Origin of the sequence: Caballeronia arationis, assembly GCF_001544975.2 — a bacterium.
Classification (GTDB): domain Bacteria; phylum Pseudomonadota; class Gammaproteobacteria; order Burkholderiales; family Burkholderiaceae; genus Caballeronia; species Caballeronia arationis.
This window is the reverse complement of record NZ_FCOG02000005.1, coordinates 62,332-85,626: the sequence shown is the minus strand read 5'-3', so window position 1 is coordinate 85,626 and position 23,295 is coordinate 62,332. Positions and strand designations below refer to the sequence as shown.

Here is a 23,295-nt window from a genome sequence, read left to right as displayed (position 1 = left end):
CCGACGCTCCGGTTGCGTCAATCGTCGCGGCTGTCGTTGCGTGCTTCGCGTGTGTCGCCATCGTCACGACGCTCGCCGCCTTCACGTTCCGCGACGCTCGCGCCACTGTTCGCCGAGTCGCCCGTCCTGCGGTTCTTCGCGTTGCTGCTGCGGCGGCGCCGTTTCTTCGGCGCGTGGTCCTTGCCGCCTTGCGACAACAGTGCCTCGCGCGCGGCGGCGTCGCCGTCGATGAAATCCGTCCACCACTGTCCGACTGCCGGATCGAGTTCGCCGGATTCGCATCGCAGCAGGAGGAAATCATAACCCGCTCTAAACCTTTGGTGTTCCAGCAGCTTCAGCGCGCTTCTTCCCGAGCGTTTTTCGAGCCGATGCTGCAGGCCCCAGATCTCGCGCATGTCGGACGAGAAGCGCTTGTGGATCGCGAGCTTCTCCGTTTGCATGTCGAGCACGTCGTCCATCGCGCGATGCAGCGCGGGCACCGGATACTCGCCCGCGCTCGTGTACTGCTGCCAGCGCGTCTGCATGTCGTGCCACAGGAGCGTGGCGAACAGAAAGCCCGGCGATACGGGCTTGCCGGCGCGCACGCGTTCGTCGGTATTGGTGAGCGCGAGCGTCACGAACTTCTCGCCGTGCGGCTGTTCCAGCACGACGTCGAGGAGCGGCAGCACGCCGTGATGCAGGCCTTCCGCGCGCAGGCGCGTGAGGCACGCGAGCGCATGGCCGGACAGCAGGAGCTTGAGCATTTCGTCGAAGAGACGCGCGGCAGGCACGTTGTTCATCAGGTCGGCGAGTTCCTTGATCGGGGCGCGCGTCGCGTCCTCGATCTCGAAGCCGAGCTTTGCCGCGAAACGCACGACGCGCAGCATGCGCACCGGATCTTCGCGGTAACGCGTCGCCGGATCGCCGATCATGCGCAACAGGCGCGCGCGGATGTCGGCCATGCCGTCGTGATAGTCCAGCACGGTTTGCGTCGCCGGATCGTAATACATCGCGTTGATCGTGAAATCGCGGCGCGTGGCGTCTTCGTGCTGCTCGCCCCAGACGTTGTCGCGCAGCACGCGGCCGCTCGCATCCACCGCATGCGTGCGCGCATCCAGTTCGCCGCGCTTCAGACGACGTGGCGGCTCGGCGGGCGGTGCGTCGGCGGGAACGTCGACGAGCGCGCGAAAGGTCGAAGTCTCGATGATGTCCTGCCCGAACTGCACGTGCACGATCTGAAACCGCCGCCCGATGATGCGCGCGCGGCGAAAGAGCTTCTGCACCTGATCGGGCGTGGCGTCGGTTGCGACGTCGAAATCCTTCGGCGCGACGCCGAGCAGCAGGTCACGCACCGCCCCGCCGACGATGAACGCGCGGTGGCCTGCTTCCTGCAGCCCGTCGGTCACGCGGATGGCGTTCTTCGAGATCAGGGAAGGATCGATGCCGTGGATGTCCGACGAAAGGATGACCGGCACGTTCGGATCGCGCTTCGGCACCGGTGCGTCGGCGGTCTTCTTGCGCGTGCTCTTGCGGGCCGGAGCCCGGGCGGGTGAATCGGTCGAAGAAGCAGCCGACGATGCAGCGTCGGCCGATGCGGCATCGTTGGATGCGGCGCTATCCTGGCCGAACAGCTTGCGGATGAGTTTTTTGATCACTGTGAATTGAAGAGGTCCAGGATGCGCCAGCCGCGGGTTTGCGCGTGGGCGCGGAGCAGGTCGTCGGGGTTGGTCGCGATCGGGTCGGTGACTTGCTCGAGCAGCGGGATGTCGTTGTGCGAGTCGCTGTAGAAGTAGCTGTGCTTGAAGTCCGGGAGTTTCTTGCCCATCGATTCGAGCCACGCCTCGACGCGCACGATCTTGCCCTCGCGGTAGCTCGGCGTGCCTTTCGGGCGGCCGGTGAAGGCGCCGTGCGGATGGTCGTCGACGGTTTCGACTTCGCACGCGATCAGCGCGTCGATGCCGAATGCCTCGGCGATCGGCGCGGTGATGAACGCGTTGGTCGCGGTGACGAGGCAGCAGAGGTCGCCGTTGTCCTGGTGCTCGCGCACGAGCGTGACGGCGGCCGGCACGATGCGTGGACTGATGACCTCGCGCATGAACTGCGCGTGCCAGTCGGCGAGCTGCTCGCGCGAATACTTCGAGAGCGGCGCGAGCATCGCGTGCAGGTAGGCGTCGATGTCGAGCACGCCCGCCTTGTAATCCGCGTAGAACGCGTCGTTCTGGCGCGCGAACTTTTCCGCATCGACGATGCCGAGCTTCACCATGAAGCGACCCCATTCGTGGTCGCTGTCGGTCGGGATGAGCGTGTGATCGAGATCAAAGAGGGCGAGGTTCATGGGAGCGCATTTTACTTGAAGCGGGTTGAAGCCGTTTCCGGCGGCGCCGAGACGGAATCGAGGCTCAGGGGATCGCCGAGCAGGTCGGTCGTTCCGGGGTCCGGCGCGGGTGTGTCGTGTTCGGGCGGCGCGTCCGCGGGCGCATCCTCGCCGTCGGTCGCGCGGGCGCTCTTCGTCATGTTGCGCAGGAGCGTCAGCGTGACCGCGCGCTTTTGTTCGAGCGAAAAGCGGTCGAGTTCGTCGAGAAGCGCCATCAGGCTCGGCATGTCGCGGCGAAAATGCGTCAGCAGGTAGGCGGGCAGGTCGTCCGCCAGTGCGATGCCGCGTTCGCGCGCCGCGTGCTTCAGCACCGACGCCTTGCCTTCGTCCGTAAGCGCGGCGAGGTGAAACACGAGTCCCCAGCCGAGCCGCGTGCGCAGGTCTTCGCGCACTTCGAGGCCCATCGGCGGCGCGCCGCCGGTGGCGACGAGCGCGCTCGTCGGATGCGCGCGCACTTCGTTGAAGAGGTTGAAGAGCGCGATCTGCTGCGCGCCGGACAGGCCGTCGCAGTCGTCGATGGCATAGAGCGTCACGCGCGGATCGAAGCCGAACGCGGTCAGCGCGCTTTGCGGGCTCAGAAAACGCGCGCGGCCGGTTGCTTCGTGGACGAGCGCCTGCAGCAGGTGACTGCGCCCGCTGCCCGGCTCGCCCCAGATATAGAAAGTGCGGTCCGCGACCGGGCCGGCCGCGAGCGCGCCTTCCAGCTCGCGCAGGCGCGTCACGAGTTCGTGGTTGCTCGCGGCAAAGAAATTGTCGAAGGTGGCAGGCGGAGGCGTGCCGAGATCGAGCGTCAGTTGGCGTTGCACGGGCAGTCGGTTCCGTCGGGGCGTATCTTGAAATGCATGGTGCGGGTTGTGCCGCGGTACGGTTCGCGCCGGGCGCAGGGCGTTGGCCCGCGATTTTCCCCGATCCCGAAACGATTCGGGGCATGATTCGGGCAAGGCGCGGCGAAACGCGTGAATTCCAGCCGGACGGCTGTCATCGGGTAAAATCCTATTTTACCGACCTTCTCGCTCATCCCCCATGAATCAGCCGAAAACCGCCCCCGACGCCCAAGGTTTGTCCTATCGCGACGCGGGCGTGGACATCGATGCCGGCGACGCGCTCGTCGACCGGATCAAGCCGTTTGCCAAGAAAACGATGCGCGACGGCGTGCTGGGCGGCATCGGCGGGTTTGGCGCGCTGTTCGAAGTGCCGAAGCGCTACAAGGAGCCGGTGCTGGTGTCGGGCACGGACGGCGTCGGCACCAAGCTGCGCCTCGCGTTCCAGTTGAACAAGCACGACACGGTCGGCCAGGATCTGGTCGCGATGAGCGTGAACGACATCCTGGTGCAAGGCGCCGAGCCGCTCTTCTTCCTCGACTACTTCGCGTGCGGCAAGCTCGACGTCGAAACGGCGGCGACCGTCGTCAAGGGCATCGCGCAAGGGTGCGAGTACGCGGGCTGTGCGCTGATCGGCGGCGAAACGGCGGAAATGCCGGGCATGTACCCGGACGGCGAGTACGATCTCGCGGGCTTCGCTGTCGGCGCGGTGGAAAAGAGCAAGATCATCGACGGCAGCACCATCAAGCCGGGCGACGTCGTGCTCGGGCTGGCGTCGAGCGGCATCCATTCGAACGGCTATTCCCTCGTGCGCAAGATCATCGAGCGTGCGCAGCCGGACCTCGCCGCCGACTTCGACGGCCGGTCGCTTTCCGACGCGCTGATGGCGCCGACCCGCATCTACGTGAAGCCGCTGCTTTCGCTGATGCAGAGCGTGACCGTGAAGGGCATGGCGCATATCACGGGCGGCGGGCTGGTCGAGAACATTCCGCGCGTGCTGCGCGAAGGGCTGACCGCGGAACTCGATCATCGCGCGTGGCCGCTGTCGCCGCTGTTCGCGTGGCTGCAGAAGCACGGCGGCGTCGCGGATGCGGAAATGCATCGCGTGTTCAACTGCGGGATCGGGATGGCGGTGGTCATTGCCGCCGAGGACGTGGAAGCGGCGACCGGGTTGCTTTCGGCTGCCGGCGAGCAGGTCTGGACCATCGGCACGGTGCGCGAAACCCGCGAAGGCGAGGCGCAGACCGTGGTGATCTGAGTTTCACACACAGCCGTTCATGAAAACCGCTCCTCGTGAGCGGTTTTTTATTGGCTCACGCGCTCGATCGCTCGGACGGCCTGCGCAGTGGCATCGTCCGCGCAGCAGTCGATGACGATCCGCTCCGGCATCGCGCGCAGCCACGTCAACTGGCGCTTGCACAGCTGGCGCGTCGCGAAGATGCCCTTGTCGCGCATCGTGTCGTAATCGGTCGCGCCGTCGAGGTACTCCCACGCCTGCCGGTAGCCGACGCAGCGCATCGACGGCATCGCGAGATCCAGATCGCCGCGCGCGCGCAGGCGCTTCACTTCGTCGATCAAACCGTGCGCGAGCATCGCGTCGAAACGTGCCGCGATGCGCGCGTGCAGCACGCTGCGGTCCGACGGTTCCAGCGCGACCGGCACGAACTGCCAGCGCGCGGCTTCCTCTTCGCGGCGCGGGGCGGCGAGCAGCGCCGACATCGGCTGCCCGGTCAGCATGAACACTTCGAGCGCGCGCTGGATGCGTTGCGAGTCGTTCGGCGCGAGGCGCGCGGCGGTCTCGGAATCGACGACTGCAAGCCGCGCATGCAGCGCGGGCCAGCCGTCGCGGGCGGCGTCGGCATCGAGCGCCGCGCGAACTTCCGGGTCCGCCGCGGGCAGGTCGTTGAGCCCCTGCGTCAGCGCCTTGTAGTACAGCATCGTTCCACCGACCAGAAGCGGCACGTTCCCGCGCGCCTCGATCTCGCCGACGAGGCGCAGCGCGTCGGCGCGAAACCCGGCGGCGGAATAAGTCTCGGCGGGATCGATGATGTCGATCAGATGATGAGGCGCCGCCGCGAGTTCGCTGGCAGCAGGCTTCGCGGTTCCGATGTCCATCTCGCGATAGACGAGCGCCGAATCGACGCTCACGATTTCCACCGGCCGCCGCGCCGCGAACGCGAGCGCGGCGGCGGTCTTGCCCGACGCGGTCGGGCCGAGCAGACAGGCGATCTTCTTCGCTTGGCGATCGCTCATTGTCCGCGCATGAAGAGGCGGTCGAGGTCGCCGAGCGTCAGCTGAAACCATGTAGGCCGGCCGTGATTGCACTGGTCGGCGCGCTCGGTGGCTTCCATCTGGCGCAGGAGCGCGTTCATTTCGTCGAGCGTGAGGCGCCGGTTCGCGCGGACTGCGTGATGGCACGCGAGCGTGCCGAGCAGTTCGTGCTGGCGCTCGGTCAGCACGCGCGAGCCGCCGTAGGCCTGCAAATCGGCGAGCACGGCGCGCGCGAGCGATTGCAGGTCGGCGTCCTTGAGGAGCGCAGGCACGGCGCGGATCGCGATCGAGGTCGGCGACAGCACCGCCAGATCGAAACCGAGCGCATCGAGCGTCGCGCGCTCCTCCTCGACGACGCCGATCTCCACCGGTTCCGCCGTCATCGAAACGGGGATCAAAAGCGGCTGCACGGCGATGGTGCGATCGGCGAGCGCGTTCTTGAACTGCTCGTACAGGATGCGCTCGTGGGCGGCGTGCATGTCGACGATCACGAGCCCCTGAGCGTTCTGCGCGAGCACGTAGATGCCGTGAATCTGGCCGAGGGCGAAGCCGAGCGGCTGCTCGGCTTCGTCGTTGTCGTATCGTGCCGCCGGCGCGCTGTCCGACGCCCACTGGGTGGGGGCTGACGGTGCGTCCTTGCGGCCGAAGAGGGCGTCGTAGAGTGCGAGCGGCTGCGCGACGGGCAGCGTGCCTTGCGTCATGCGCGACTGGCGCAGCCAGGTCGTGCCGTTTTCGCTTCTTGCGGTGTTGCCCAGCGTGTTCTGCGCAGCGTTCGAGCCCAGCACGCCCGCGCCCGCGAGCGGCCGCGCGCTGAACGAAGCGGGGCCGGTCGGCTGCAACTGCGCGGCGTGGCCGCCCGCCGTCGTTTCCGGCGACGCCCCCGCGTGGCGTGCCAGCGCCCGCTGCACGGCGTGAAACACGAACTGGTGGATCGAGCGCGAATCGCGGAAACGCACGTCGATCTTCGACGGATGCACATTCACGTCGACGGACTCGGGCGGCAGGTCGAGAAACAGCACGTACGACGGATAGCGGTTGCCGTGCAGCACGTCCTCGTAGGCGGCGCGCACGGCGTGCGTCAGCAGCTTGTCGCGCACAAAGCGGCCGTTGACGAAGAAATACTGCTGGTCGGCGCGGCCGCGGCTCGCGGTCGGCAGGCCGGCGCAGCCGTAGACCGCGAGCGGCCCGGCGCGCTCGTCGAGCGGCAGGTGCGCCGTGTCGAACACTTCGCCGAGAATCTTCGCGACACGCGTCTGCGGATCACTCGCGTTCCAGTGCTCGACGGCCTTCCCGTTATGCATCACCGAAATCGCGACGTCGGGCCGCGCGAGCGCGACGCGGCGGATCATTTCGAGGCAATGGCCGAGTTCGGTCTGCTCGCTTTTCAGGAACTTTCTGCGCGCGGGCGTGTTGAAGTAGAGTTCGCGCACTTCCATCGTGGTGCCGACGGTGCCCGCCGCTGGCGAGAGGGCGCCCGTCTGCGCGTCGATGCGCATTGCGTGCGCGCATTCGCTCGTGCGGCTCGTGATGAACAGCTCGGCGACCGACGCGATCGACGCCAGCGCCTCGCCGCGAAAGCCGAGCGTCGCGACGGCTTCGAGTTCCGCGAGCGAGCGGATCTTGCTCGTCGCGTGGCGCAAGAGAGCGAGCGGCAGTTGATCGGGCGGCATGCCGCAGCCGTCGTCGGCGATCACGATGCGTTTCACGCCGCCTTCGTCGAGCGTGATGCGCAGGTTCGTGGCGCCGGCGTCGAGCGCGTTCTCGAGCAGTTCCTTCACGACGGACGCCGGGCGCTCGACCACTTCGCCCGCCGCGATCTGGCTGATCAGCTGGTCGGGGAGCGGCTGGATCGCGCGCAGGCGGCGCGTGGCGCCGGTGGCCGCGTCCGCGGCGGGGGTATCGGTGAGTTCGGGCATGGCGAAATTATAGCGATCGCGTGCGAAGCGCACTCGCTGGCCGGCTTCGACCGCCACGGTATCCGCTCTGCGCCGCCAAATGCGGGCGCGCTAAGTTTCCGGCTTTCGACTTTCGGTATCATGACGCGACTGCTTTTCGACGCCTTCGATGCCCGCCACGCGCGGTCCGAGTGCGCCGTCTCAATCATTTCAAGGAACGCTTTTGGACACACTGCTGCAATTTCTGGGGCTCATTCTCCACATCGACAAGTCGCTCGGCTTCTTCATCCAGCACTACGGCGGCTGGGTGTATGCGGTGCTCTTCCTGATCGTGTTCTGCGAAACGGGACTGGTCGTGTTCCCGTTCCTGCCGGGCGATTCGCTGCTCTTCATCGGCGGCGCGTTCGCCGCGACCGGCTCGATGCACCTCGGCGTGCTGATCGTGCTGCTGCTGGTTGCGGCCATCGGCGGCAACACCGTGAACTACTGGATCGGGCGCGCGGTTGGTCCGAAGGTCTTCCATTCGAACATCCCGATTCTCGAACGCTTCCTCGACCGTGCAGCGCTCCAGAAGACGCACAATTTCTACGAGAAGCACGGCGGCAAGACCATCGTCATCGCGCGTTTCGTGCCGGTGGTGCGCACCTTCGCGCCGTTCGTCGCGGGCGCGTCGGCGATGGATGCCGCGCGGTTTCAGCTGTTCAACGTGCTCGGCGCGCTGATCTGGGTGCTGCTGCTCGTGCTGCTCGGCTACTTCTTCGGCAATATTCCGTTCATCCGGCAATACCTGAACGTGATCGTGCTGGTGGGGATCGGCGCGGCGGTCATTCCGATCGCGCTCGGCGCGCTGTGGAAGATGACACGGCGCAAGTCGTCGAAGGTCTGAGCGGAGTTCGCCGGCATCGGCATGAAGCGGACGAGGCCGCCTTGCTGGCGGCCTCGTCGTTTCTGCGGATCGCGCGGATGGTCTAGCCGCGCTTGAGAATCCGCAGGACGAACAGCAGCACGACCGCACCGATCACCGCCGTGACGAGCGAGCCGAGCAGCCCGCCGCCGAGCGAAATGCCGACTGCGCCCGAAAGCCAGCTGCCGATCACCGCGCCGACGATGCCGACCAGAATGTCCACCAAGAGGCCGAAACCGCCGCCCTTGACGAGCAGGCCTGCGAGCCAGCCCGCCACCGCGCCGATGATCAGCGCCCAAATGAGTCCGTGTTGCATGAATTCCATGCATCAATCTCCGTAAATTGAAATGCAGGATGCACCCGCATCGAGCGCGGTGAATGTAGCCGATGCGCACGCCCCGTGGATGCCCGGAAATGTCAAGCATTGTCAGAACGTCGATCGCGCTGCCATTCGGCCGGGTAGCCGATAAAATGCCGCCTGCGCCAGCCGGTTATTCGGACATACGCAGATGCGAGCGCGCGATCCGGTGTGATTACGTGAAAGGTTAGAACGCCAAAGTTTCGGGGCCGTTAAGGCGCCCCGGTGTTGTGAATTTGGCGCGTGTAATCGTGAATAATCGTTAAATGTTTTATGCTCGCGGGGATGTGTCAGGCGTGAAGTGGAAAGTTGAATCGAAGGTGGCAGGAAGCAGTGAAATGAACGGGTGGCGTCGGGTTCGCTTGGCGGTCGTGGCGTTCGGACTGGGGGCGATGTTGTCCGGATGCGGTATCTTCGGCTGCAGCGGCGCCGCGTCGAACGGTGGCTTTTTAGGCGGATGCGGCGCCGGCATGCGGTTCTGAGCGGCGCGGTGGTCGTCGGGACGTCGATAAAACAAACAGGCAGGGTTCGGAAGTATGGCGGTGATGCGTTCAGGATTTTTCAGGTTGACGGCGTGGGCCGTCGTTTGCGGGGCGGGGCTCGCGGGGTGTTCGTCGGCGCTCGTGCCGGCGCCGGTCGTCGAGCGGTCTACGGGCGGTGATGCGTCCGTGGCGGGTCAGTCCACCGCCGGCACGTCGGCGACGCCTGCGCCCACGCCGCCACTCGCATCGGCGGCGCCCGCCGTGGCGCCGGCCGGGCCCGGGTTCTATCGCGTGAAGCCGGGCGATACGCTCTTTGGCATCGCGCGCACGTTCAAACAGAAGCCGGCCGATATCGTCAAGTGGAACAATCTGCCGGAAAGCCGGCAGGTCAACATCGACCAGTTGCTGCGCATCGCGCCGCCCGGCGCGGCCGTCGCTTCCACCGACGACTGGAGCAAGTCCGCTGCGGCGCCGGCCACGGCAAAGTCCGCCCAGCCGCCGGTGCTGGCCGCCACGGCACCGGCGCCTTCCGCGACTCCTTCGCCCAAACCGGCACCGGAGCCATCGGCTGCCGAGCCGGAAGCCGGCGGCAAGGGCATTTCGCTCGCGTGGCCGACCCAGGGCGACGTCGTCACGAAGTTCGGCGCGAGCGGCAGCAAGGGCATCGACATCTCGGGCAAGGTCGGGTCGCCCGTGAAGGCTGCGGCGCCGGGCAAGGTGGTCTATGCGGGAAGCGGGCTGCGCGCCTACGGCCAGATGATCATCGTGAAGCACGGCGGCGACTACCTCACCGCTTACGCGCACAACAGCAAGCTGCTCGTGCACGAAGGCGATACGGTGAAGCAGGGCACGACCATAGCCGACATGGGCACCGGCCCGGACGGCAAGGCGGTGCTCCACTTCGAGCTGCGCAAATCGGGTCAGGCGGTCGATCCGGTGCCGCTGCTCAAGTGACGGCCCGCGCCGCGCCCTGCGCGCGGCAATGCGAACCAGAGTGATCCAGACGGCAGGGAGGCCGCTCGTGAAAAGAATCGCGCTTGCCGTGCTCTGCGCGGCGTCGCTCCTGACCGGCTGCGACCAGCAGCAAAGCGATGAGGCCATGAACAAGCTCAAGTCGTTTTTCAATTCGGTGAAGCCGGATGCCCTGCTGCTGAAGGACCTGAAGCCGGGCGTGACGACGGAGGCCGAGATCCGCGACCAGATGGGCGAACCCGAAACCGCGCGCACGTTCACGGACGGTTCGAAGCGGCTCGAATATCCGCGCGGTCCGGCGGGCACGAAAACCTACATGGTCGATCTCGATGCGAACGGCCGCTTCGTCGCGGTCACGCAGGTGCTGACGGCGGAGAACATCGCGAAAGTGCGGCCGGGCATGACGCTGGACGAAGTCCGGCGCCTGCTCGGCAAGCCGACCACCGTCGCCGAGTATCCGCTCAAAAAGGAGCGCGTCTGGAGCTGGCACTGGGAAGAGGGTGGCGTGACGCGCGACGCGATGTTCAACGCGCACTTCGGCCCAGACGGCATCGTCACGACGACATCGCGCTCGGAAGCAGAGGGCGGCGGCAAGCACTGAAGACGCGGCAGATCGGCGACCGGGCGTCGATGGCAGGAACCCTGGCGGGACGATGGACCACAAGACCTATTGCAATCAATTCAGCGAGACCGTGCGCGAGCGTCGCGCACTGATGGAACAGGCGGGACAATATCGGGAAGCGCGTGCAGAGAGGCACGCCGCGCAGGCCGGCAAAGCGTGGGACTGCACACGCGGCCACGCCTGGGACGACACCTTGAGCGCCACACAAAACGTGCGCTGCATGAACTGCGCTTCGCAGCGCCGCGAGACGCAGACGCAACGCCTGCAAGAATTCGCGGCGCTGCGCGGCGGCGCGCTGCTGTCGGAATCCTACGTCGATGCGGCCACGCCTCTGCGCTGGCAATGCGCGTTCGGGCATGTGTGGGAAGCGCGCCCGGCCGCGATCGATCGCGAATGGTGCCCCGATTGCGTGCGCGAGCGTGTGTATGACACGGTTTCGCACGCTCAACGCGGCTAGTCGTCCAGCGATGCCGAAGTGCATCGGGCTCGACGCCTCGCTTCATTCGCTAAACCGGCCGCCTGTCTCCGGTTTCTGCGCCATGTCCCGAATCTGCTGCATCAGCCACGCGTGCGCCGGGTCCGCCTCGAACCGCTTGTGCCAGGACATGTAGAGCGGCGTGGCGCTGAAGTCGACCGGCGGCTCGTGCGCGGAGAGCCCGAAGCGCTCGGCAAACGCGCCGGCCAGGCGGCTCGGCACATTGCAGATATAGCCCGTGCGCGCCGCGATGATCGGCATTGCCATGAAGTTCTGCACGACCGCCCCGACCGGTCGCTGCAAGCCTAGGTTCGCGAGCGTCTGATCGACGATCGATTCCTGGCGCGGCGGCATCTGAATGATCACATGCGGTCGTTTCAGATAAAGATCGAGCGGGAAACGGCGGCTCCTGAGCTTTTCCTGTTTCCAGACGAGCGTCGCGATCGTGATCTCCGCGAGCGTTTCGTTGTGCACGCCCATGCCCTTGAGCGGCTGGCTGCCGACGATCGCATCGACCTGACCCGACTCCAGTTGTGCCAGCGCCAGATCGCCCTCCGACACGGGATGCATCCGCACGACGATGCCCGGCGCTACCTTCCCGAGATGCTCGACCAGTTGCGGCACGATCGAAAACTCGACCAGATCGCCCGCAGCGATGTTCAACTGCCGGACAGCGAGCGACGGCACGAACGCTTCCTGACCCTGCAGCGCGAGCCCGATCTTTTCCAGCGCCTCCCGGACCGGACCGATCAGCGCTTCGGCGCGCGCGGTCGGCAGGAGTCCGCCTTTCGCATTCACGAACAGGTCGTCCCCGACGGCATCGCGCAGACGCCGCAGCGCGTGGCTCACGGCGGGCTGCGTCAGCGCGAGCCGGTCGCTCGCCCGCGTGACGCTGCGCGTCTCCCACAGCATCACGAATATCGAGAGCAGGTTCAGGTCGAACCCAGTGATATTAATTTTGTGCATGCGCCATATAATAACACTTCATTTTACTTATAAGACTGCTCCTGTTCATATAGCAAAAAAGCCGCAACCAAGGAGACGAACATGAGTAGCAAGACACCCCTTTCGATGGGCTGGTTCTGCCCCACACTCGGCGACACGAGCGCATTCGGCGATGCCTCGAAGGCCTTTCCCCAGTCGATGGAACATTTCGAGCGCGTCGCGGTGGCCGCCGAAAACGCCGGCTTCGACTACATGCTGGTCCCGGTCTCGGCGCATTGCTGGGACGCGTGGGTCGCGGCTTCATTCATCGTGAGCCGCACGTCGAAGCTGAAGGCGCTCGTCGCGATGAAGCCGGGCTTCATCCATCCGGTCGCGCAGGCCAAGATGATCTCGACCTTCGACCAGTTGTCGCAGGGACGCCTCTACATGAACCTGATCGCCGGTCTGAGCGAAAAGGACGCCCTCGCCGAAGGGCAACCGGCATCGAAGGGAGCGCGTTACGAGCAGCTCGAAGAAGAGGTCGTGCTGATCAAGCGGCTGCTTTCCGAGGAGCAGGTCCAGTTCAGCGGCAAGTACTATCACGTCGACCAGCCGGTCATCATTCCGAAGTCGGTCCAGAAGTCGTATCCGCCGTTCTTCCTCGGTGGTGGTTCCGAGCACGCGGCGGAGATTTCCGCGCGTCATTCGGCGGTGCATCTGTTCTGGGGCGACTATCCGGAGCGCATCGGCGAGCAGATCAAGGAAATGCGTGCGCGTGCCGCCAAATACGGCCGCGAGAATGAGCTGCGCTTCGCAATGCGCCTGCAGATCGTGTGCCGCGAGACCGAGGATGAGGCGTGGGAGGCCGCGCACCGGCTCGTGGCCGGCGCCGACGGCTGGAAGGACCAAGTGAAGAACCTCAGCGCGAACATGGATTCGGTGGCCAACCAGCGGCAGCAGGAATTGTCGAGGACGGTCGGCAGCAAGATGACGCCGCACCTGTGGACCGGCATCACCGAAGTGCGGCCCGGCGCGGGCGTCGCGGTGGTCGGCAACCCGCAGCAGGTGGCGGCGCAATTGCGCGAATTCATCGAAGTGGGCTGCAGCGGTTTTTGCCTTTCGGGCTACCCGCATCATGAAGAGGCCGAGCGCTTCGGACGGCTCGTCATGCCGCTCCTGATGCGCTGACCCAACCCAACCAAGCATGGCGCCCCGGCGAAAAAAAACCAAAAGGCCGGGGCATGAAGCAGGAGACAAGCATGACAACGCAAATCGACGCGCGCCAGTTCCGCAAGGCGCTTGGCTCGTTCACCACGGGCGTGACCGTCGTCACGACGCAAGGCGCCGACGGCCGAGACTACGGTCTCACGGCGAACAGTTTCAACTCGGTGTCGATGGACCCGCCGATGGTGCTCTGGAGCCTCGGCAAGAAGTCGTCCAGTCTGCCGGTTTTCGCGGCGACGGACTACTTCGCAGTGCATATCCTCGCCGCCGATCAGGAAGCGGTATCGAACCGGTTTTCGAAGAGTGGCGCCGACAAGTTCGCCGGCTGCGAGCTCACTCGCGGTCACGGCGGCGTGCCGCTGCTCGACGGCTGCTCCGCGCGCTTCGAATGCCGTGTGGTGCATCGCTACGAAGGCGGCGACCACGTGATCTTCGTCGGTGAGGTGATGAACTTCGACAGCTTCGATCACGCGCCGCTCGTCTTCCACGGTGGCAACTACGGCCTGGTGATGAAGAAGGGCGAGGCGGCAGGACAAACCGCGTCGAGTTTCCGCGACGGCTGGCTCGGCTTTCTGCTCGCGCGCGCCTACTACCAGCTGCTCGTGCCGGTTCGCAACAATCTGAACGGCCACGGTCTGCAGGACATCGACTACAACATTCTCACCGTGCTCAGCATGGGCGACGGGCGCACGATCGAGGAACTCGACAAGCTCGTGTCGATCTCGGGCCTTCGTGTCACGCCAGAAGACGTCGAAACGCTCGCTGCGCGCGGCATCGTCGCGATGGAAGCGAACGCTCAGGCAGAGAAGCGAGTCGTGCGCTTCACGGAGTCGGGCCGTTCCTACGCGATCGAATTGTTGAGCATCGCGAAGGCGGCGGAGAGCGACGCGGAGCGTGAACTCGATTACCGCGAAGCGCAGATGCTGAAGCTCCTGCTCAAGCGCGTGATCGAGTCGACAACCGCAGCGCTTCCGGACCACTGGCGCCGCGATCAGTTCTGGCGCGACGAGCATCTCTGGCGCGATCCGGTGGCGTCGGACGCCGCCTGAGCGGACCGGAACCTATCGAAGCAGGCCAAGTTCACCGTTTCTCGCATGCCACCAAGCGAGAAGACAAATACCCGATTGATCGCACATAAAAATCAGGCGATCGAATCAACAGCAACCACCTTGCATGAGACCAGTAAGGCGCCAGCGCCAACTCTGGTCGACAGGGGGAGACAAGCATGAAACTAGAATCCATCGAAGCGGAACGGCTCGAACCCACCGCCGCGCGGGGCGTTCCCGAAATCAGCGCGGGCCGCTCCTGGTACGCGGTCGGCGTGTTGCTGGTCGCGTACATCTTTTCCATCATGGACCGGCAGATCCTCACCTTGCTCGTCGGTCCGATCCAGCAGACGCTGCATGTCAGCGACACGCTGATGGGCGTACTGCACGGCTTCACGTTCGCCGCCTTCTATGCGCTGATGGGCTTGCCGATCGCACGCATCATCGACCGCGGCGACCGGCGGCTCATCATCGCGATCGGCATTGCGCTGTGGAGTCTCGCGACTGCGGCCGGCGGCCTCGCGACCGAGTACTGGCATCTTCTGCTCGCCCGCGTCGGTGTGGCGGTCGGCGAAGCGGTCCTGTTGCCGGGCGCCGTCTCGCTGATCGCGGATCTGTTCCCCGCCAACCGCCGCGGCCGCGCGATGAGCATATTCGGCGCAAGCGGGCCATTCGGTTCGGGCGCGGGCCTGATCGCGGGCGGCCTGATTCTCGGTATCTTCACGCTGGCACCGCCCGTGCTGCCCGGATTCGGCGCCCTGCACCCCTGGCAGGCGACGATGATGGCGCTCGGCCTGCCTGGCCTTGTCGTCGCGCTGTTCATGCTGGCCGTAACGGAGCCGAGGAATGCGCGCGACCGATCGGCGAGCGCCGTTGCGGCGCCGCGCGAGGGCGTGCCTGTCGCAGCGGTCAGGCAGTACGTGGCGCGGAACCGTCGCACGATGCTCTGCCTGATGCTCGGCGCGGGATTTTTCTACACCTGCGTGTATGGCTGGTCCACCTGGGTGCCGACGTATTTCGTACGCGAATTCGGCTGGAAGTACTCAGAGATCGGCAAGGCGCTCGGCCTGCTGCTCGCGTCCGTCGGGCCGGTCGGTGCGATCTTCGGCGGATGGCTTGGCGATTTCTGGAAGCGCCGCGGCGTTGCGCACGGCTATCTGCGCGTCGCAATCGTGGCGAGCTTGGGTCTCGTCGTCTCGACGCTCGGCATGGCGAGCGCGCATGACGGCCATGTCGCGCTCGTGTTCGTCGCGCTTTTGTCGCTGTTCTCGTTCTTCCTTTTCGGCGCGGGACCGTCGGCGATCCAGGAGATTTCGCCTGCGCCCATGCGCGGCCAGTTTGCGGCCTTGTACACGGGCCTCCTGAACCTGCTCGGAGCGGGCTGCGGCCCCGTCGCGGTCGGCGTGCTGACCGACTACGTGCTGAAGAGTCCGATGGCGATCGGACATTCCATTGCCATCGTCTGCCTCGTGTTCGGCGCGATTGCCTGCGTGTTGTTCCGATACGGCATCCGATCGTATCGCGGGACGCTCGGCAACGCCGTCGACTGGCGTCCGGCCGCGGTTGCCGAAGCTGCGGCGGATACCGCGAAAGCCGCTGCCGTCGCGCACTGAAGGCCAGGCGCGCCCGTTCACTGCCCCATTTTGCATGTCACGAGGACGAACGCACCACGCATGCGGTGCGCGGACTCGCGCGTGCGCCCGTCAGCGCAATGTCGAGGAGACATCACGGATGACTGCTTTCCAGCCCGCCGACGGCCAACGTCTTGACGGAGATCGTCGCGCCGCCGCGCGCGACATCCTCCCGGCGCGTTTGTTCGACATCTTCGCCGAAGAACGCGCCACTCCACTCGAATCAATCAACCGAAGGAGCAACCTCATGCTCGGATCGATGATGGACCGGCCACTTCTGGTCTCGTCGCTGCTCGTGCACGCCGAGCGCCAGTTCGGCAATACCGAGATCGTGTCGCGCGAAACGAGCGGCGCGCTCCATCGCTACACCTTTCGCGATGCTGCGAAACGCGCGCGTCAGCTTGCTCTGGCGCTCGAACTGATGGGCGTCGCGCACGGCACGCGCGTCGCGACGCTCGCCTGGAACAATCACCGGCATCTCGAAGCGTATTTCGCCGTGTCGGGCAGCGCCGCGGTGCTGCATACATGCAATCCGCGGCTGCATCCGGAGCAACTCGCCTACATCCTCAATCACGCGGAAGACGAGGTTTTGCTCTTCGACATCAGCTTCCTGCCGCTTGTGGAAGCCGTCGCGCCGCGCTGTCCGGCGATTCGCCATTACGTCGTGATGGGTGATGCGTCCGATAAGCCGCGGGAGAGTCGCGTGCCGGGTCTCGTCTGCTACGAGGACCTGATCGCCGCATCGGCGGACGACTTCGTCTGGCCCGAGTTCGACGAATACACCGCGAGCACGCTCTGCTACACGTCGGGCACGACGGGCAACCCGAAAGGCGTGCTCTACACGCATCGCTCGACGATCCTGCACATCTTCGCCGTGAGTCTCCCGGATTCGCTCGGACTGTGCGCGGAGGACTGCCTGCTGCCGGTCGTGCCGATGTTCCACGTCAACGCGTGGGGCCTTCCGTACGCGGCGGCGATGAACGGCTGCAAGCTCGTGCTGCCCGGGCCGAAGCTCGACGGCGCAAGCCTCTACGAGCTGATCGAAAGCGAGCGCGTGACCTGCAGCGCCGGCGTGCCGACCATCTGGCTCGGTCTTTCGCAGTACATGGAGCAGCGCGGCCTCAAGCCGACGACGATGACGCGCACGGTCGTCGGCGGCTCGGCGATGCCGGAGACGCAGATCCGCACGTGGACGCAGCGCTTCGGCGTCGAGGTGCGGCACGCGTGGGGCATGACCGAGACGAGCCCGCTCGGCACGCAGGGCGCGCTGCTGCCGAAGCACGCGGCGCTTTCTTCCGACGAGCAGTGCGCGCAACGCGCGAAGCAAGGGCGGGCGGTATTCGGCGTCGAGATGCGGATCGTCGATTCGCTGGGGCGCGAGCAGCCGCGCGATGGCACGTCCGCGGGGGAGCTTCAGGTGCGCGGCCCGTGGATCGCGGCGAGCTATTTCAAGGAGGACAAGCCCGCGACGCGCGAAGGCTGGTTCCCGACCGGCGACATCGCCACGATCGACGCCGACGGCTACATGCAGATCACGGACCGCGTGAAGGACGTGATCAAGTCAGGCGGCGAATGGATCAGTTCGATCGATCTGGAAAATGCCGCAGCCGGTCATCCGGCGGTGCTGATGGCGGCGGTGATCGGCGCGCGGCATCTGAAGTGGGACGAGCGGCCGGTGCTGTTCGTCGTGAAAAAGCCGGGGCACGACGTCGACCGTGCCGACATGCTCGCCTGGCTCGCGGACAAGGTCGCGAAGTGGTGGCTGCCCGACGAGGTGATCTTCCTCGACGGCCTGCCGCTCGGCGCTACCGGCAAGGTGCAGAAGATGGATTTGCGTCGTCAGTACGCGAACGTGCTGTTCGTCGCGTGACGATAAAACCGGTCAAACAGGAGGAAACATGAATCGAATCAAGGGCGGTTGCCTGTGCGGCAGCGTTCGCTATGAATCGTCGCAGGCGCCGCTGATGAACGCGATCTGCCATTGCGTCCATTGCCAGAAGCAGTCGGGTAGCGCGTTCTCGACGAACGTCCTCGTTCCGGCGGCGGGATTCGAAGTCGCGGGCGAGACGCTCGCGACGTTCGACGACGTCGGCGCGAGCGGTCTCGCGGTGAAGCGTCACTTTTGCAGCCGCTGCGGGTCGCCGGTGTACACGGAACTGGAAGCGAATCCGGGCGTCGTCGCGGTGAAGGCGGGCACGCTCGACGATACCTCGTGGCTGCGGCCGCAGACGCACATCTGGCGTTCGTCGGCGCAGGAGTGGGTGAGCATCGACGACGGTGCCGTCTGCTTCGAGCGCAATCCCGACGCATAGCACGTTCTCACCCAGTTTTGAGCAGAGACAAAGTATGAAGACCGACAAACTCAGTGCCGACGACATCAATCGCCTCAATCACATCGATCGCATCGAAGACGCGTTGCAGGCAATTCGGCGCGGTTCGCTCGTTGTGGTCGTCGACGACGAGGATCGCGAGAACGAGGGCGACCTCATCATGGCCGCCGAAATGGCGACGCCTGCCGCGGTCGCGTTCATGGTCCGCTACACGAGCGGCGTGCTGTGCGTGGCGCTGCCGGGCGAACGGCTCGACGCGCTGCGACTGCCGCTGATGGTCCCCCGCGGCAACGAGTCGATGCAGACCGCGTTCACCGTGACCGTGGACTACCGGCACGGCACGACGACCGGCATTTCGGCCTCCGACCGCGCAATCACCATCCGGGCGCTGGTCGATCCGCGCGCGAACGCGGACGACTTCAACCGTCCCGGCCACCTCTTTCCGTTGTGCGCGATGCCGGGCGGCGTGCTCGAGCGTCCGGGACACACGGAAGCGACGGTCGACCTGTGCCGGCTCGCGGGCTTGCGCGCGGGTGGCGTGCTCGCGGAGGTCGTCAACGACGACGGCAGCATGGCGCGCCTGCCGCAACTGATCGCCTTTGCGCGGCAGCACGATCTGCCGATCATCACGATCCGCGACCTGATCGCGTATCGCGAGCGCATGCATGACACGGTGCCGGTCGAATGCGACGCGATGGCCGCGTGAACACGGCATGCGTGCGAGGTGCCCCGGCGCCTCGTTCTGTACTCACCAGATCCACTCACGATGACAAATCCAGATGATTGCCCCGCCGGCGAGATGCGCCGCGGCGACGGCCTGTCGAGGCTCCTCGAATGTCAGCGCGCGGCGTTCGTTGCGCGCCCGTACCCGACGCTCGCCGAGCGGCGCAGCGTGCTGCGTCGTCTGCGGACGGCGGTTCGCGAGCACGCGGGACGGCTCGCGGCGGCCGCGCAGTGCGACTTCAGCGAGCGCGCGCACGCCGAGACCATGATGGTCGACGTGCTTCCGTCGGTGCTCCACATCAATCACCTGCTCGGCGGGCTGCGGCGCTGGATGAAGCCGTCGCGGCGCCATACCGAGTGGCTGTTCCTCACCAATCGCGCCGCCGTGATGTATCAGCCGAAGGGTGTCGTCGGCATCGTGGTGCCGTGGAATTTCCCCGTCTATCTCGCGCTCGGTCCGCTTGCGACCGCGCTTGCAGCGGGGAATCGCTGCATGGTGAAGACATCGGAGTTCGCGCCGCATACGTCGCACGCGCTGCGCGCGATGCTCGCCGACGTCTTCGCCGATGACGAAGTCGCCGTGGTCGAAGGCGACGCCGCCGTGGCGCGGGCCTTCAGCGCGCTGCCGGTCGATCACATCGTCTTCACTGGCTCGCCCGAAGTGGGACGCCACGTGATGCGCGCTGCCGCCGACAATCTCACGCCTGTCACGCTCGAACTCGGCGGCAAGTCGCCTGCGGTGGTGTCGAAGAGTGCCGACCTTGCGGTGGCGGCGCGCCGCATCGCGCATGGCAAGACGGTCAACGCCGGGCAGATCTGCGTGGCGCCGGACTATGCGCTGGTGCCCGAAGGCGACGAGGAAGCGTTCGCCCGGCAAGTGATGGAAGCGGCCGCGCGCATGCATCCGGCGGGCAGCGAGGACTACGCGGCTGTGATCCACGAGCGTGCGTACGAGCGCCAGCAGGCGCTTATCGACGACGCGCGCGCTCACGGCGCGAGTGTCTTCGTCTGCCCGATGCCGGCGGGCGGGCGCCGGATGCCGCTCCATGTCGTGCTCGACGTGACGCCCGCGATGCGCATCGCCCGCGAGGAGATATTCGGTCCGATTCTGCCTGTCTTCACCTATCGCGATTTCGATGCTGCCATCGCGCACATCCAGGAGGGCACGCGGCCGCTCGCGCTCTATTACTTCGGCCATGACAGGACGGAGTCCGACGCGTTGCTGAAGCGCACGCACGCCGGCGGCGTGACGCTCAACGACTGGGGCTGGCACGTGCTGAATCACGACATGCCGTTCGGCGGCATCGGCGGCTCGGGCATGGGCAACTATCACGGCGAAGAAGGGTTCCGCGAGTTGTCGCATGCGAAGTCGGTGTTCTCGGAGCATCGCTGGTTCCCGATCGAGCTGTTTCATCCGCCCTACGGCAGCTTCGTGCAGCGGCTGGCATTGCGGATGTTTCTCGGCGCCGTGCCGGCCGCGAACGAAACCGGGCCGGCGCCGTCGCGGCCGCGCAGCAGCCTGCCGTCGTGAACGGCAGCGGCGAATGGCTCGCCAGCAGGAAAGTCGCCATCGTAGCGCCCGACCGCATGCAGGAAGTTGAAGTTCAAACACACACATCAGGCGGGAGACGAAATGAAGTCGAAGTGGAAGTCGAAGTGGAAAGGGATGGGCCTGGCCGCGCTCGCCGCGGCGGGCGGCACGGCGCACGCACAGTCGTCGGTGACGCTCTACGGCGTCATCGACGCCGGGCTGATGTACCAGAGCACGTCGGCGGCGTCGTTCAATCCGGCGTCGAGGAATCTCGGCAAGCTTTATCGCTTCAAGGATGCGGGCATCTATTCGAGCAACTGGGGCTTGACCGGCACCGAGGACATCGGCGGCGGGTATCGCGTGAACTTCAAGCTGCAAGGCACGTACGATTCGGGTAACGGCAGGGCCGGACTCTCAGACACGCCGGGCGTCGCGGGCGAATTCAACCAGATCGCGAGCGTGGGCGTCTCGGGCCCGTTCGGCACGGTGAACCTGGGCCGCCAGATCGCGCCGATTGCAATCGCGATGGGCGAAACCGACGTGCGCGGCGGACGGTGGTTCGGCAGCATCCTGACCTCCTGGCTCGGCATGAACCAGGCGGCGGGCTGGGCAGGAACGAGCACCAACGGCCCGCTCGGCGCGCTGTACGACAGCAATGCGATCATCTACGAATCGCCGAGTTTCGGCGGCGTGAAGGGCCTGCTCGAATATGCGCCGGGCGGCGTCGCGGGGAGCTTCGAGGGGAACACGCGCGAATCGGCGGTGCTGAAGTATTCGGGCTACGGGTTGCGGCTCTCGGCGGCGTACTACAACGGCCACGACACCAACCCCGCGCCGAACGCGGTGCCGACGGGCCTCGCCAACAATCGGATGTTCTATCTCGGCGCGCTCTACACGTTCCACGACTTCTCAGTGTCGGCGTCGTACAGCAACGGCAAGAATCCGGCGCGCTCGAATCAGGTCAACATCGACATGTTCACGGCGGGACTTGGCTATCTGTTCACGCCGGCGTTCCGGGTGACGAGCGGCGTCTATTATCTGAAGGACCGCAACAATTCGGCGAACAAGTCGACCGAAGTCGCGGCGGGCGCGGAATACAGCCTCTCAAAGGCGACGCTGGTCTATGGCCAGGTCGGTCACGTGAACAACAAGGGCACGATGACGCAGACGATCGCGTACGGTCAGCCGGTCGCCCCCGGCATGGCGACGACCGCCGTGATGTTCGGCTTGCGGCACTTGTTCTGAAGTTCTGACCGGCCGCGCCGCGCGCGAGCGGCGCGGTCTATTGCGGTGCGACGGCGGAGGCCGGCGCGCCGCCCGAATCGGCGACGTTCGATGTCGTGTCGATACCCCCGCCCAGCGCGAGATACAGATTCGCGAGTTGCATGCGCTGCTCGCTCTGCACGCGCACCAGGCCGGAACGCGACGACGCATAGGCAAGCTCCTGTTGCGTCACGGCGATCAGATCGCCTGAGCCCACTTTGTAGCGCACCTTTTGAAGATCGAAGAGACTCGCGTTTTCCGCGACGGCGCGCGTGAGCAGCGCGTCGCGCTCGTGCAGCGCGGCCTCCGCGGCGAGCGAGTTCTCGACTTCGCCGAACGCCTGCAGCGCAATCTGACCGTAACTCGCGAGTGCCTGATCCTGTTCGGCCGTCCGGTACTCTGCCTGTGCCTTCAGCGCGCCGCCGCGAAAAAGCGGCACCAGAATGCCTGCGCCGAGACTCCAGCTCGGGTTGTCGCGATCCTGAAGGAGGAACAGCTCACTCGATACGCTCAACAGCCCCGCGCTCAGCGTCACGCGCGGCAGCCGGGCGGCGTCGGCCTGGCGCGCGAGATCGAAGGCGGCCGAAATACGCCGTTGCGCCGCGATCACATCGGGCCGGCGCTCCAGCAGGTCGGCGGGCACACCGGAAGGCAGCATCGACGGTAACGGTCCGAGCGCGCCGGGCACGGCGACTTCCGCCGACGGATAGCGGCCGACGAGCAGTTTGAGCGCGCGCAGCGACTGCTCGCGTGCGAGCTTCAGCTGACGGGCGGTATCGCGATAGGTCTGGGTCGCGACCGCCGCGCTTTTCACGTCGATTTGCGAACCGTTGCCGATACGCAGGCGATGCTGCGCGAGATCGTGGAGTTCGTCGGCGTGCCGGACCATGTCGATGGCGATCGCGTATTGCAGTTGCGCTTCTATCGCGCCGAACCACGCCTTCACGACGAGCGCCGCAATCGACTGCCGCGCGTACTCGGCATCGGCCTGCGCGGACGCGTACTGGTCCTCGGAAGCACGCACGCCGTAGCGCACGCGCCCCCAGAGGTCGATTTCCCACGACGTGGACAGGAGCCAACCCTTCAGGCCAGAGCCGTCGCCGCCTAGGGTGCCGCCCGGGCGCGCCAGGAAGTTCGCGGCGGGATAGAGTTCGCCGCCCGCCACCTTGACGAGCGCGGCCGCCTGCGCGACGCGCGCCGCCGCGACGCGCAGATTCGTGTTGTACGCGATCGCCTCGGCGACGAGCGCGCTCAACGCCGGATCGCCGAAGGAGTCGATCCAGTCGGCGCGCACGGGGCCGGGCACGGCGCCCTCTGCGGTCCAAGCGGGCGGGATGTGCGCGTTGCTCATGCTGTCGCGCTGGACGGTCGCGGCATCGGGCGGGTCCTTCAGCGCGCAGCCGCCAATCGGCGCCAGCAGCAGAAGCGCAACCAGCGACGCGAAGAAGGCAGAACGACGCGCGTGCATGA

The 23,295-nt window shown here is 66.1% G+C and carries 21 protein-coding genes; 13 read left to right on the top strand and 8 right to left on the bottom strand.

Features of this window, described 5'->3' with window-relative positions:
- Positions 1 to 17: 17 nt before the first annotated feature.
- Genes pcnB through hda form a run of 3 tightly spaced genes read right to left on the bottom strand, consistent with a single transcriptional unit; the run spans position 18 to position 3,165 of the window.
- Complete coding sequence (pcnB, locus tag AWB81_RS04620) at positions 18 to 1,634, bottom strand: polynucleotide adenylyltransferase PcnB (protein ID WP_062632717.1); 1,617 nt, start codon at positions 1,632 to 1,634, stop codon at positions 18 to 20.
- Positions 1,631 to 2,314 (bottom strand): histidinol-phosphatase, encoded by a 684-nt coding sequence (locus tag AWB81_RS04615; RefSeq protein WP_062632716.1) that lies wholly within the window; start codon positions 2,312 to 2,314, stop codon positions 1,631 to 1,633. The genes pcnB and AWB81_RS04615 overlap by 4 nt, the downstream gene beginning before the upstream one ends.
- A gap of 11 nt (positions 2,315 to 2,325) precedes the next feature.
- Complete coding sequence (gene hda / locus AWB81_RS04610; protein WP_200822473.1) at positions 2,326 to 3,165, bottom strand: DnaA regulatory inactivator Hda; 840 nt, start codon at positions 3,163 to 3,165, stop codon at positions 2,326 to 2,328.
- Between the two features lie 211 nt (positions 3,166 to 3,376).
- Between hda and purM the strand changes: the two genes are divergently transcribed.
- A complete protein-coding gene (purM, locus tag AWB81_RS04605; protein ID WP_062632714.1) occupies positions 3,377 to 4,432 on the top strand; it encodes a phosphoribosylformylglycinamidine cyclo-ligase in 1,056 nt (351 codons plus the stop codon).
- A 47-nt stretch (positions 4,433 to 4,479) separates the two neighbouring features.
- Here purM and miaA read toward each other — a convergent pair whose 3' ends face one another.
- Positions 4,480 to 5,427 carry a tRNA (adenosine(37)-N6)-dimethylallyltransferase MiaA gene (miaA, locus tag AWB81_RS04600; RefSeq protein WP_062632713.1) on the bottom strand — a complete coding sequence of 316 codons (948 nt, stop codon included), beginning with the start codon at positions 5,425 to 5,427 and terminating at the stop codon, positions 4,480 to 4,482.
- On the bottom strand, positions 5,424 to 7,361 hold the full coding sequence (mutL, locus tag AWB81_RS04595) for a DNA mismatch repair endonuclease MutL (protein ID WP_062632851.1): 1,938 nt from the start codon (positions 7,359 to 7,361) through the stop codon (positions 5,424 to 5,426). The genes miaA and mutL overlap by 4 nt, the downstream gene beginning before the upstream one ends.
- A gap of 202 nt (positions 7,362 to 7,563) precedes the next feature.
- Between mutL and AWB81_RS04590 the strand changes: the two genes are divergently transcribed.
- Positions 7,564 to 8,226 (top strand): VTT domain-containing protein, encoded by a 663-nt coding sequence (locus tag AWB81_RS04590; RefSeq protein WP_062632712.1) that lies wholly within the window; start codon positions 7,564 to 7,566, stop codon positions 8,224 to 8,226.
- Positions 8,227 to 8,308: 82 nt separating this feature from the next.
- On the opposite strand, the gene AWB81_RS04585 is transcribed toward AWB81_RS04590, so the two are convergent.
- Complete coding sequence (locus AWB81_RS04585) at positions 8,309 to 8,560, bottom strand: GlsB/YeaQ/YmgE family stress response membrane protein (protein ID WP_062632849.1); 252 nt, start codon at positions 8,558 to 8,560, stop codon at positions 8,309 to 8,311.
- Positions 8,561 to 9,168: 608 nt separating this feature from the next.
- Between AWB81_RS04585 and AWB81_RS04580 the strand changes: the two genes are divergently transcribed.
- The 3 genes from AWB81_RS04580 to AWB81_RS04570 are packed head-to-tail and all read left to right on the top strand — an operon-like array spanning position 9,169 to position 11,135.
- Positions 9,169 to 10,038, top strand: coding sequence for a peptidoglycan DD-metalloendopeptidase family protein (locus tag AWB81_RS04580; RefSeq protein ID WP_235025714.1), 870 nt, complete (start codon positions 9,169 to 9,171; stop codon positions 10,036 to 10,038).
- 28 nt (positions 10,039 to 10,066) lie between these two features.
- Positions 10,067 to 10,657, top strand: a complete 591-nt coding sequence (gene bamE / locus AWB81_RS04575; RefSeq protein ID WP_062632711.1) for an outer membrane protein assembly factor BamE domain-containing protein — start codon at positions 10,067 to 10,069, stop codon at positions 10,655 to 10,657.
- A 52-nt stretch (positions 10,658 to 10,709) separates the two neighbouring features.
- Entirely contained in the window at positions 10,710 to 11,135 is a 426-nt protein-coding gene (locus AWB81_RS04570) for a hypothetical protein (protein WP_062632710.1), read from the top strand.
- Positions 11,136 to 11,177: 42 nt separating this feature from the next.
- On the opposite strand, the gene AWB81_RS04565 is transcribed toward AWB81_RS04570, so the two are convergent.
- Complete coding sequence (locus tag AWB81_RS04565; RefSeq protein ID WP_062632709.1) at positions 11,178 to 12,119, bottom strand: LysR family transcriptional regulator; 942 nt, start codon at positions 12,117 to 12,119, stop codon at positions 11,178 to 11,180.
- 81 nt (positions 12,120 to 12,200) lie between these two features.
- Between AWB81_RS04565 and AWB81_RS04560 the strand changes: the two genes are divergently transcribed.
- The 8 genes from AWB81_RS04560 (at position 12,201) to AWB81_RS04525 (ending at position 21,807) form a co-directional block, all read left to right on the top strand.
- On the top strand, positions 12,201 to 13,265 hold the full coding sequence (locus tag AWB81_RS04560; RefSeq protein WP_062632708.1) for an LLM class flavin-dependent oxidoreductase: 1,065 nt from the start codon (positions 12,201 to 12,203) through the stop codon (positions 13,263 to 13,265).
- A 71-nt stretch (positions 13,266 to 13,336) separates the two neighbouring features.
- Positions 13,337 to 14,350 (top strand): flavin reductase family protein, encoded by a 1,014-nt coding sequence (locus AWB81_RS04555; protein WP_062632707.1) that lies wholly within the window; start codon positions 13,337 to 13,339, stop codon positions 14,348 to 14,350.
- Between the two features lie 176 nt (positions 14,351 to 14,526).
- The gene (locus AWB81_RS04550) at positions 14,527 to 15,960 is read left to right on the top strand and encodes an MFS transporter (RefSeq protein ID WP_062632706.1); all 1,434 of its coding nucleotides are present in this window, start codon (positions 14,527 to 14,529) and stop codon (positions 15,958 to 15,960) included.
- Between the two features lie 265 nt (positions 15,961 to 16,225).
- Positions 16,226 to 17,848, top strand: coding sequence for a 3-(methylthio)propionyl-CoA ligase (locus AWB81_RS04545; RefSeq protein ID WP_062632845.1), 1,623 nt, complete (start codon positions 16,226 to 16,228; stop codon positions 17,846 to 17,848).
- A gap of 28 nt (positions 17,849 to 17,876) precedes the next feature.
- Positions 17,877 to 18,290 (top strand): GFA family protein, encoded by a 414-nt coding sequence (locus tag AWB81_RS04540; RefSeq protein ID WP_062632705.1) that lies wholly within the window; start codon positions 17,877 to 17,879, stop codon positions 18,288 to 18,290.
- A gap of 34 nt (positions 18,291 to 18,324) precedes the next feature.
- Positions 18,325 to 19,014 carry a 3,4-dihydroxy-2-butanone-4-phosphate synthase gene (ribB, locus tag AWB81_RS04535; protein WP_062632704.1) on the top strand — a complete coding sequence of 230 codons (690 nt, stop codon included), beginning with the start codon at positions 18,325 to 18,327 and terminating at the stop codon, positions 19,012 to 19,014.
- Positions 19,015 to 19,074: 60 nt separating this feature from the next.
- A complete protein-coding gene (locus AWB81_RS04530) occupies positions 19,075 to 20,562 on the top strand; it encodes a coniferyl aldehyde dehydrogenase (RefSeq protein ID WP_235025713.1) in 1,488 nt (495 codons plus the stop codon).
- A gap of 102 nt (positions 20,563 to 20,664) precedes the next feature.
- Positions 20,665 to 21,807 (top strand): porin, encoded by a 1,143-nt coding sequence (locus tag AWB81_RS04525; protein ID WP_374730473.1) that lies wholly within the window; start codon positions 20,665 to 20,667, stop codon positions 21,805 to 21,807.
- A gap of 37 nt (positions 21,808 to 21,844) precedes the next feature.
- On the opposite strand, the gene AWB81_RS04520 is transcribed toward AWB81_RS04525, so the two are convergent.
- The gene (locus AWB81_RS04520; RefSeq protein WP_062632702.1) at positions 21,845 to 23,293 is read right to left on the bottom strand and encodes a TolC family protein; all 1,449 of its coding nucleotides are present in this window, start codon (positions 23,291 to 23,293) and stop codon (positions 21,845 to 21,847) included.
- Positions 23,294 to 23,295 lie beyond the last annotated feature (2 nt).

Bases quoted from the DNA above. Each gene is read 5' to 3' on its own strand.
- AWB81_RS04565 (WP_062632709.1), bottom strand. From the start codon at position 12,119: ATGCACAAAATTAATATCACTGGGTTCGACCTGAACCTGCTCTCGATA.
- AWB81_RS04525 (WP_374730473.1), top strand. From the start codon at position 20,665: ATGAAGTCGAAGTGGAAGTCGAAGTGGAAAGGGATGGGCCTGGCCGCG.
- AWB81_RS04550 (WP_062632706.1), top strand. From the start codon at position 14,527: ATGAAACTAGAATCCATCGAAGCGGAACGGCTCGAACCCACCGCCGCG.
- bamE (WP_062632711.1), top strand. From the start codon at position 10,067: ATGCGAACCAGAGTGATCCAGACGGCAGGGAGGCCGCTCGTGAAAAGA.
- AWB81_RS04555 (WP_062632707.1), top strand. From the start codon at position 13,337: ATGACAACGCAAATCGACGCGCGCCAGTTCCGCAAGGCGCTTGGCTCG.
- AWB81_RS04560 (WP_062632708.1), top strand. From the start codon at position 12,201: ATGAGTAGCAAGACACCCCTTTCGATGGGCTGGTTCTGCCCCACACTC.
- purM (WP_062632714.1), top strand. From the start codon at position 3,377: ATGAATCAGCCGAAAACCGCCCCCGACGCCCAAGGTTTGTCCTATCGC.
- ribB (WP_062632704.1), top strand. From the start codon at position 18,325: ATGAAGACCGACAAACTCAGTGCCGACGACATCAATCGCCTCAATCAC.
- AWB81_RS04585 (WP_062632849.1), bottom strand. From the start codon at position 8,560: ATGCAACACGGACTCATTTGGGCGCTGATCATCGGCGCGGTGGCGGGC.
- AWB81_RS04615 (WP_062632716.1), bottom strand. From the start codon at position 2,314: ATGAACCTCGCCCTCTTTGATCTCGATCACACGCTCATCCCGACCGAC.
- AWB81_RS04530 (WP_235025713.1), top strand. From the start codon at position 19,075: ATGACAAATCCAGATGATTGCCCCGCCGGCGAGATGCGCCGCGGCGAC.
- miaA (WP_062632713.1), bottom strand. From the start codon at position 5,427: ATGAGCGATCGCCAAGCGAAGAAGATCGCCTGTCTGCTCGGCCCGACC.
- mutL (WP_062632851.1), bottom strand. From the start codon at position 7,361: ATGCCCGAACTCACCGATACCCCCGCCGCGGACGCGGCCACCGGCGCC.
- AWB81_RS04545 (WP_062632845.1), top strand. From the start codon at position 16,226: ATGCTCGGATCGATGATGGACCGGCCACTTCTGGTCTCGTCGCTGCTC.
- AWB81_RS04570 (WP_062632710.1), top strand. From the start codon at position 10,710: ATGGACCACAAGACCTATTGCAATCAATTCAGCGAGACCGTGCGCGAG.
- AWB81_RS04520 (WP_062632702.1), bottom strand. From the start codon at position 23,293: ATGCACGCGCGTCGTTCTGCCTTCTTCGCGTCGCTGGTTGCGCTTCTG.
- AWB81_RS04540 (WP_062632705.1), top strand. From the start codon at position 17,877: ATGAATCGAATCAAGGGCGGTTGCCTGTGCGGCAGCGTTCGCTATGAA.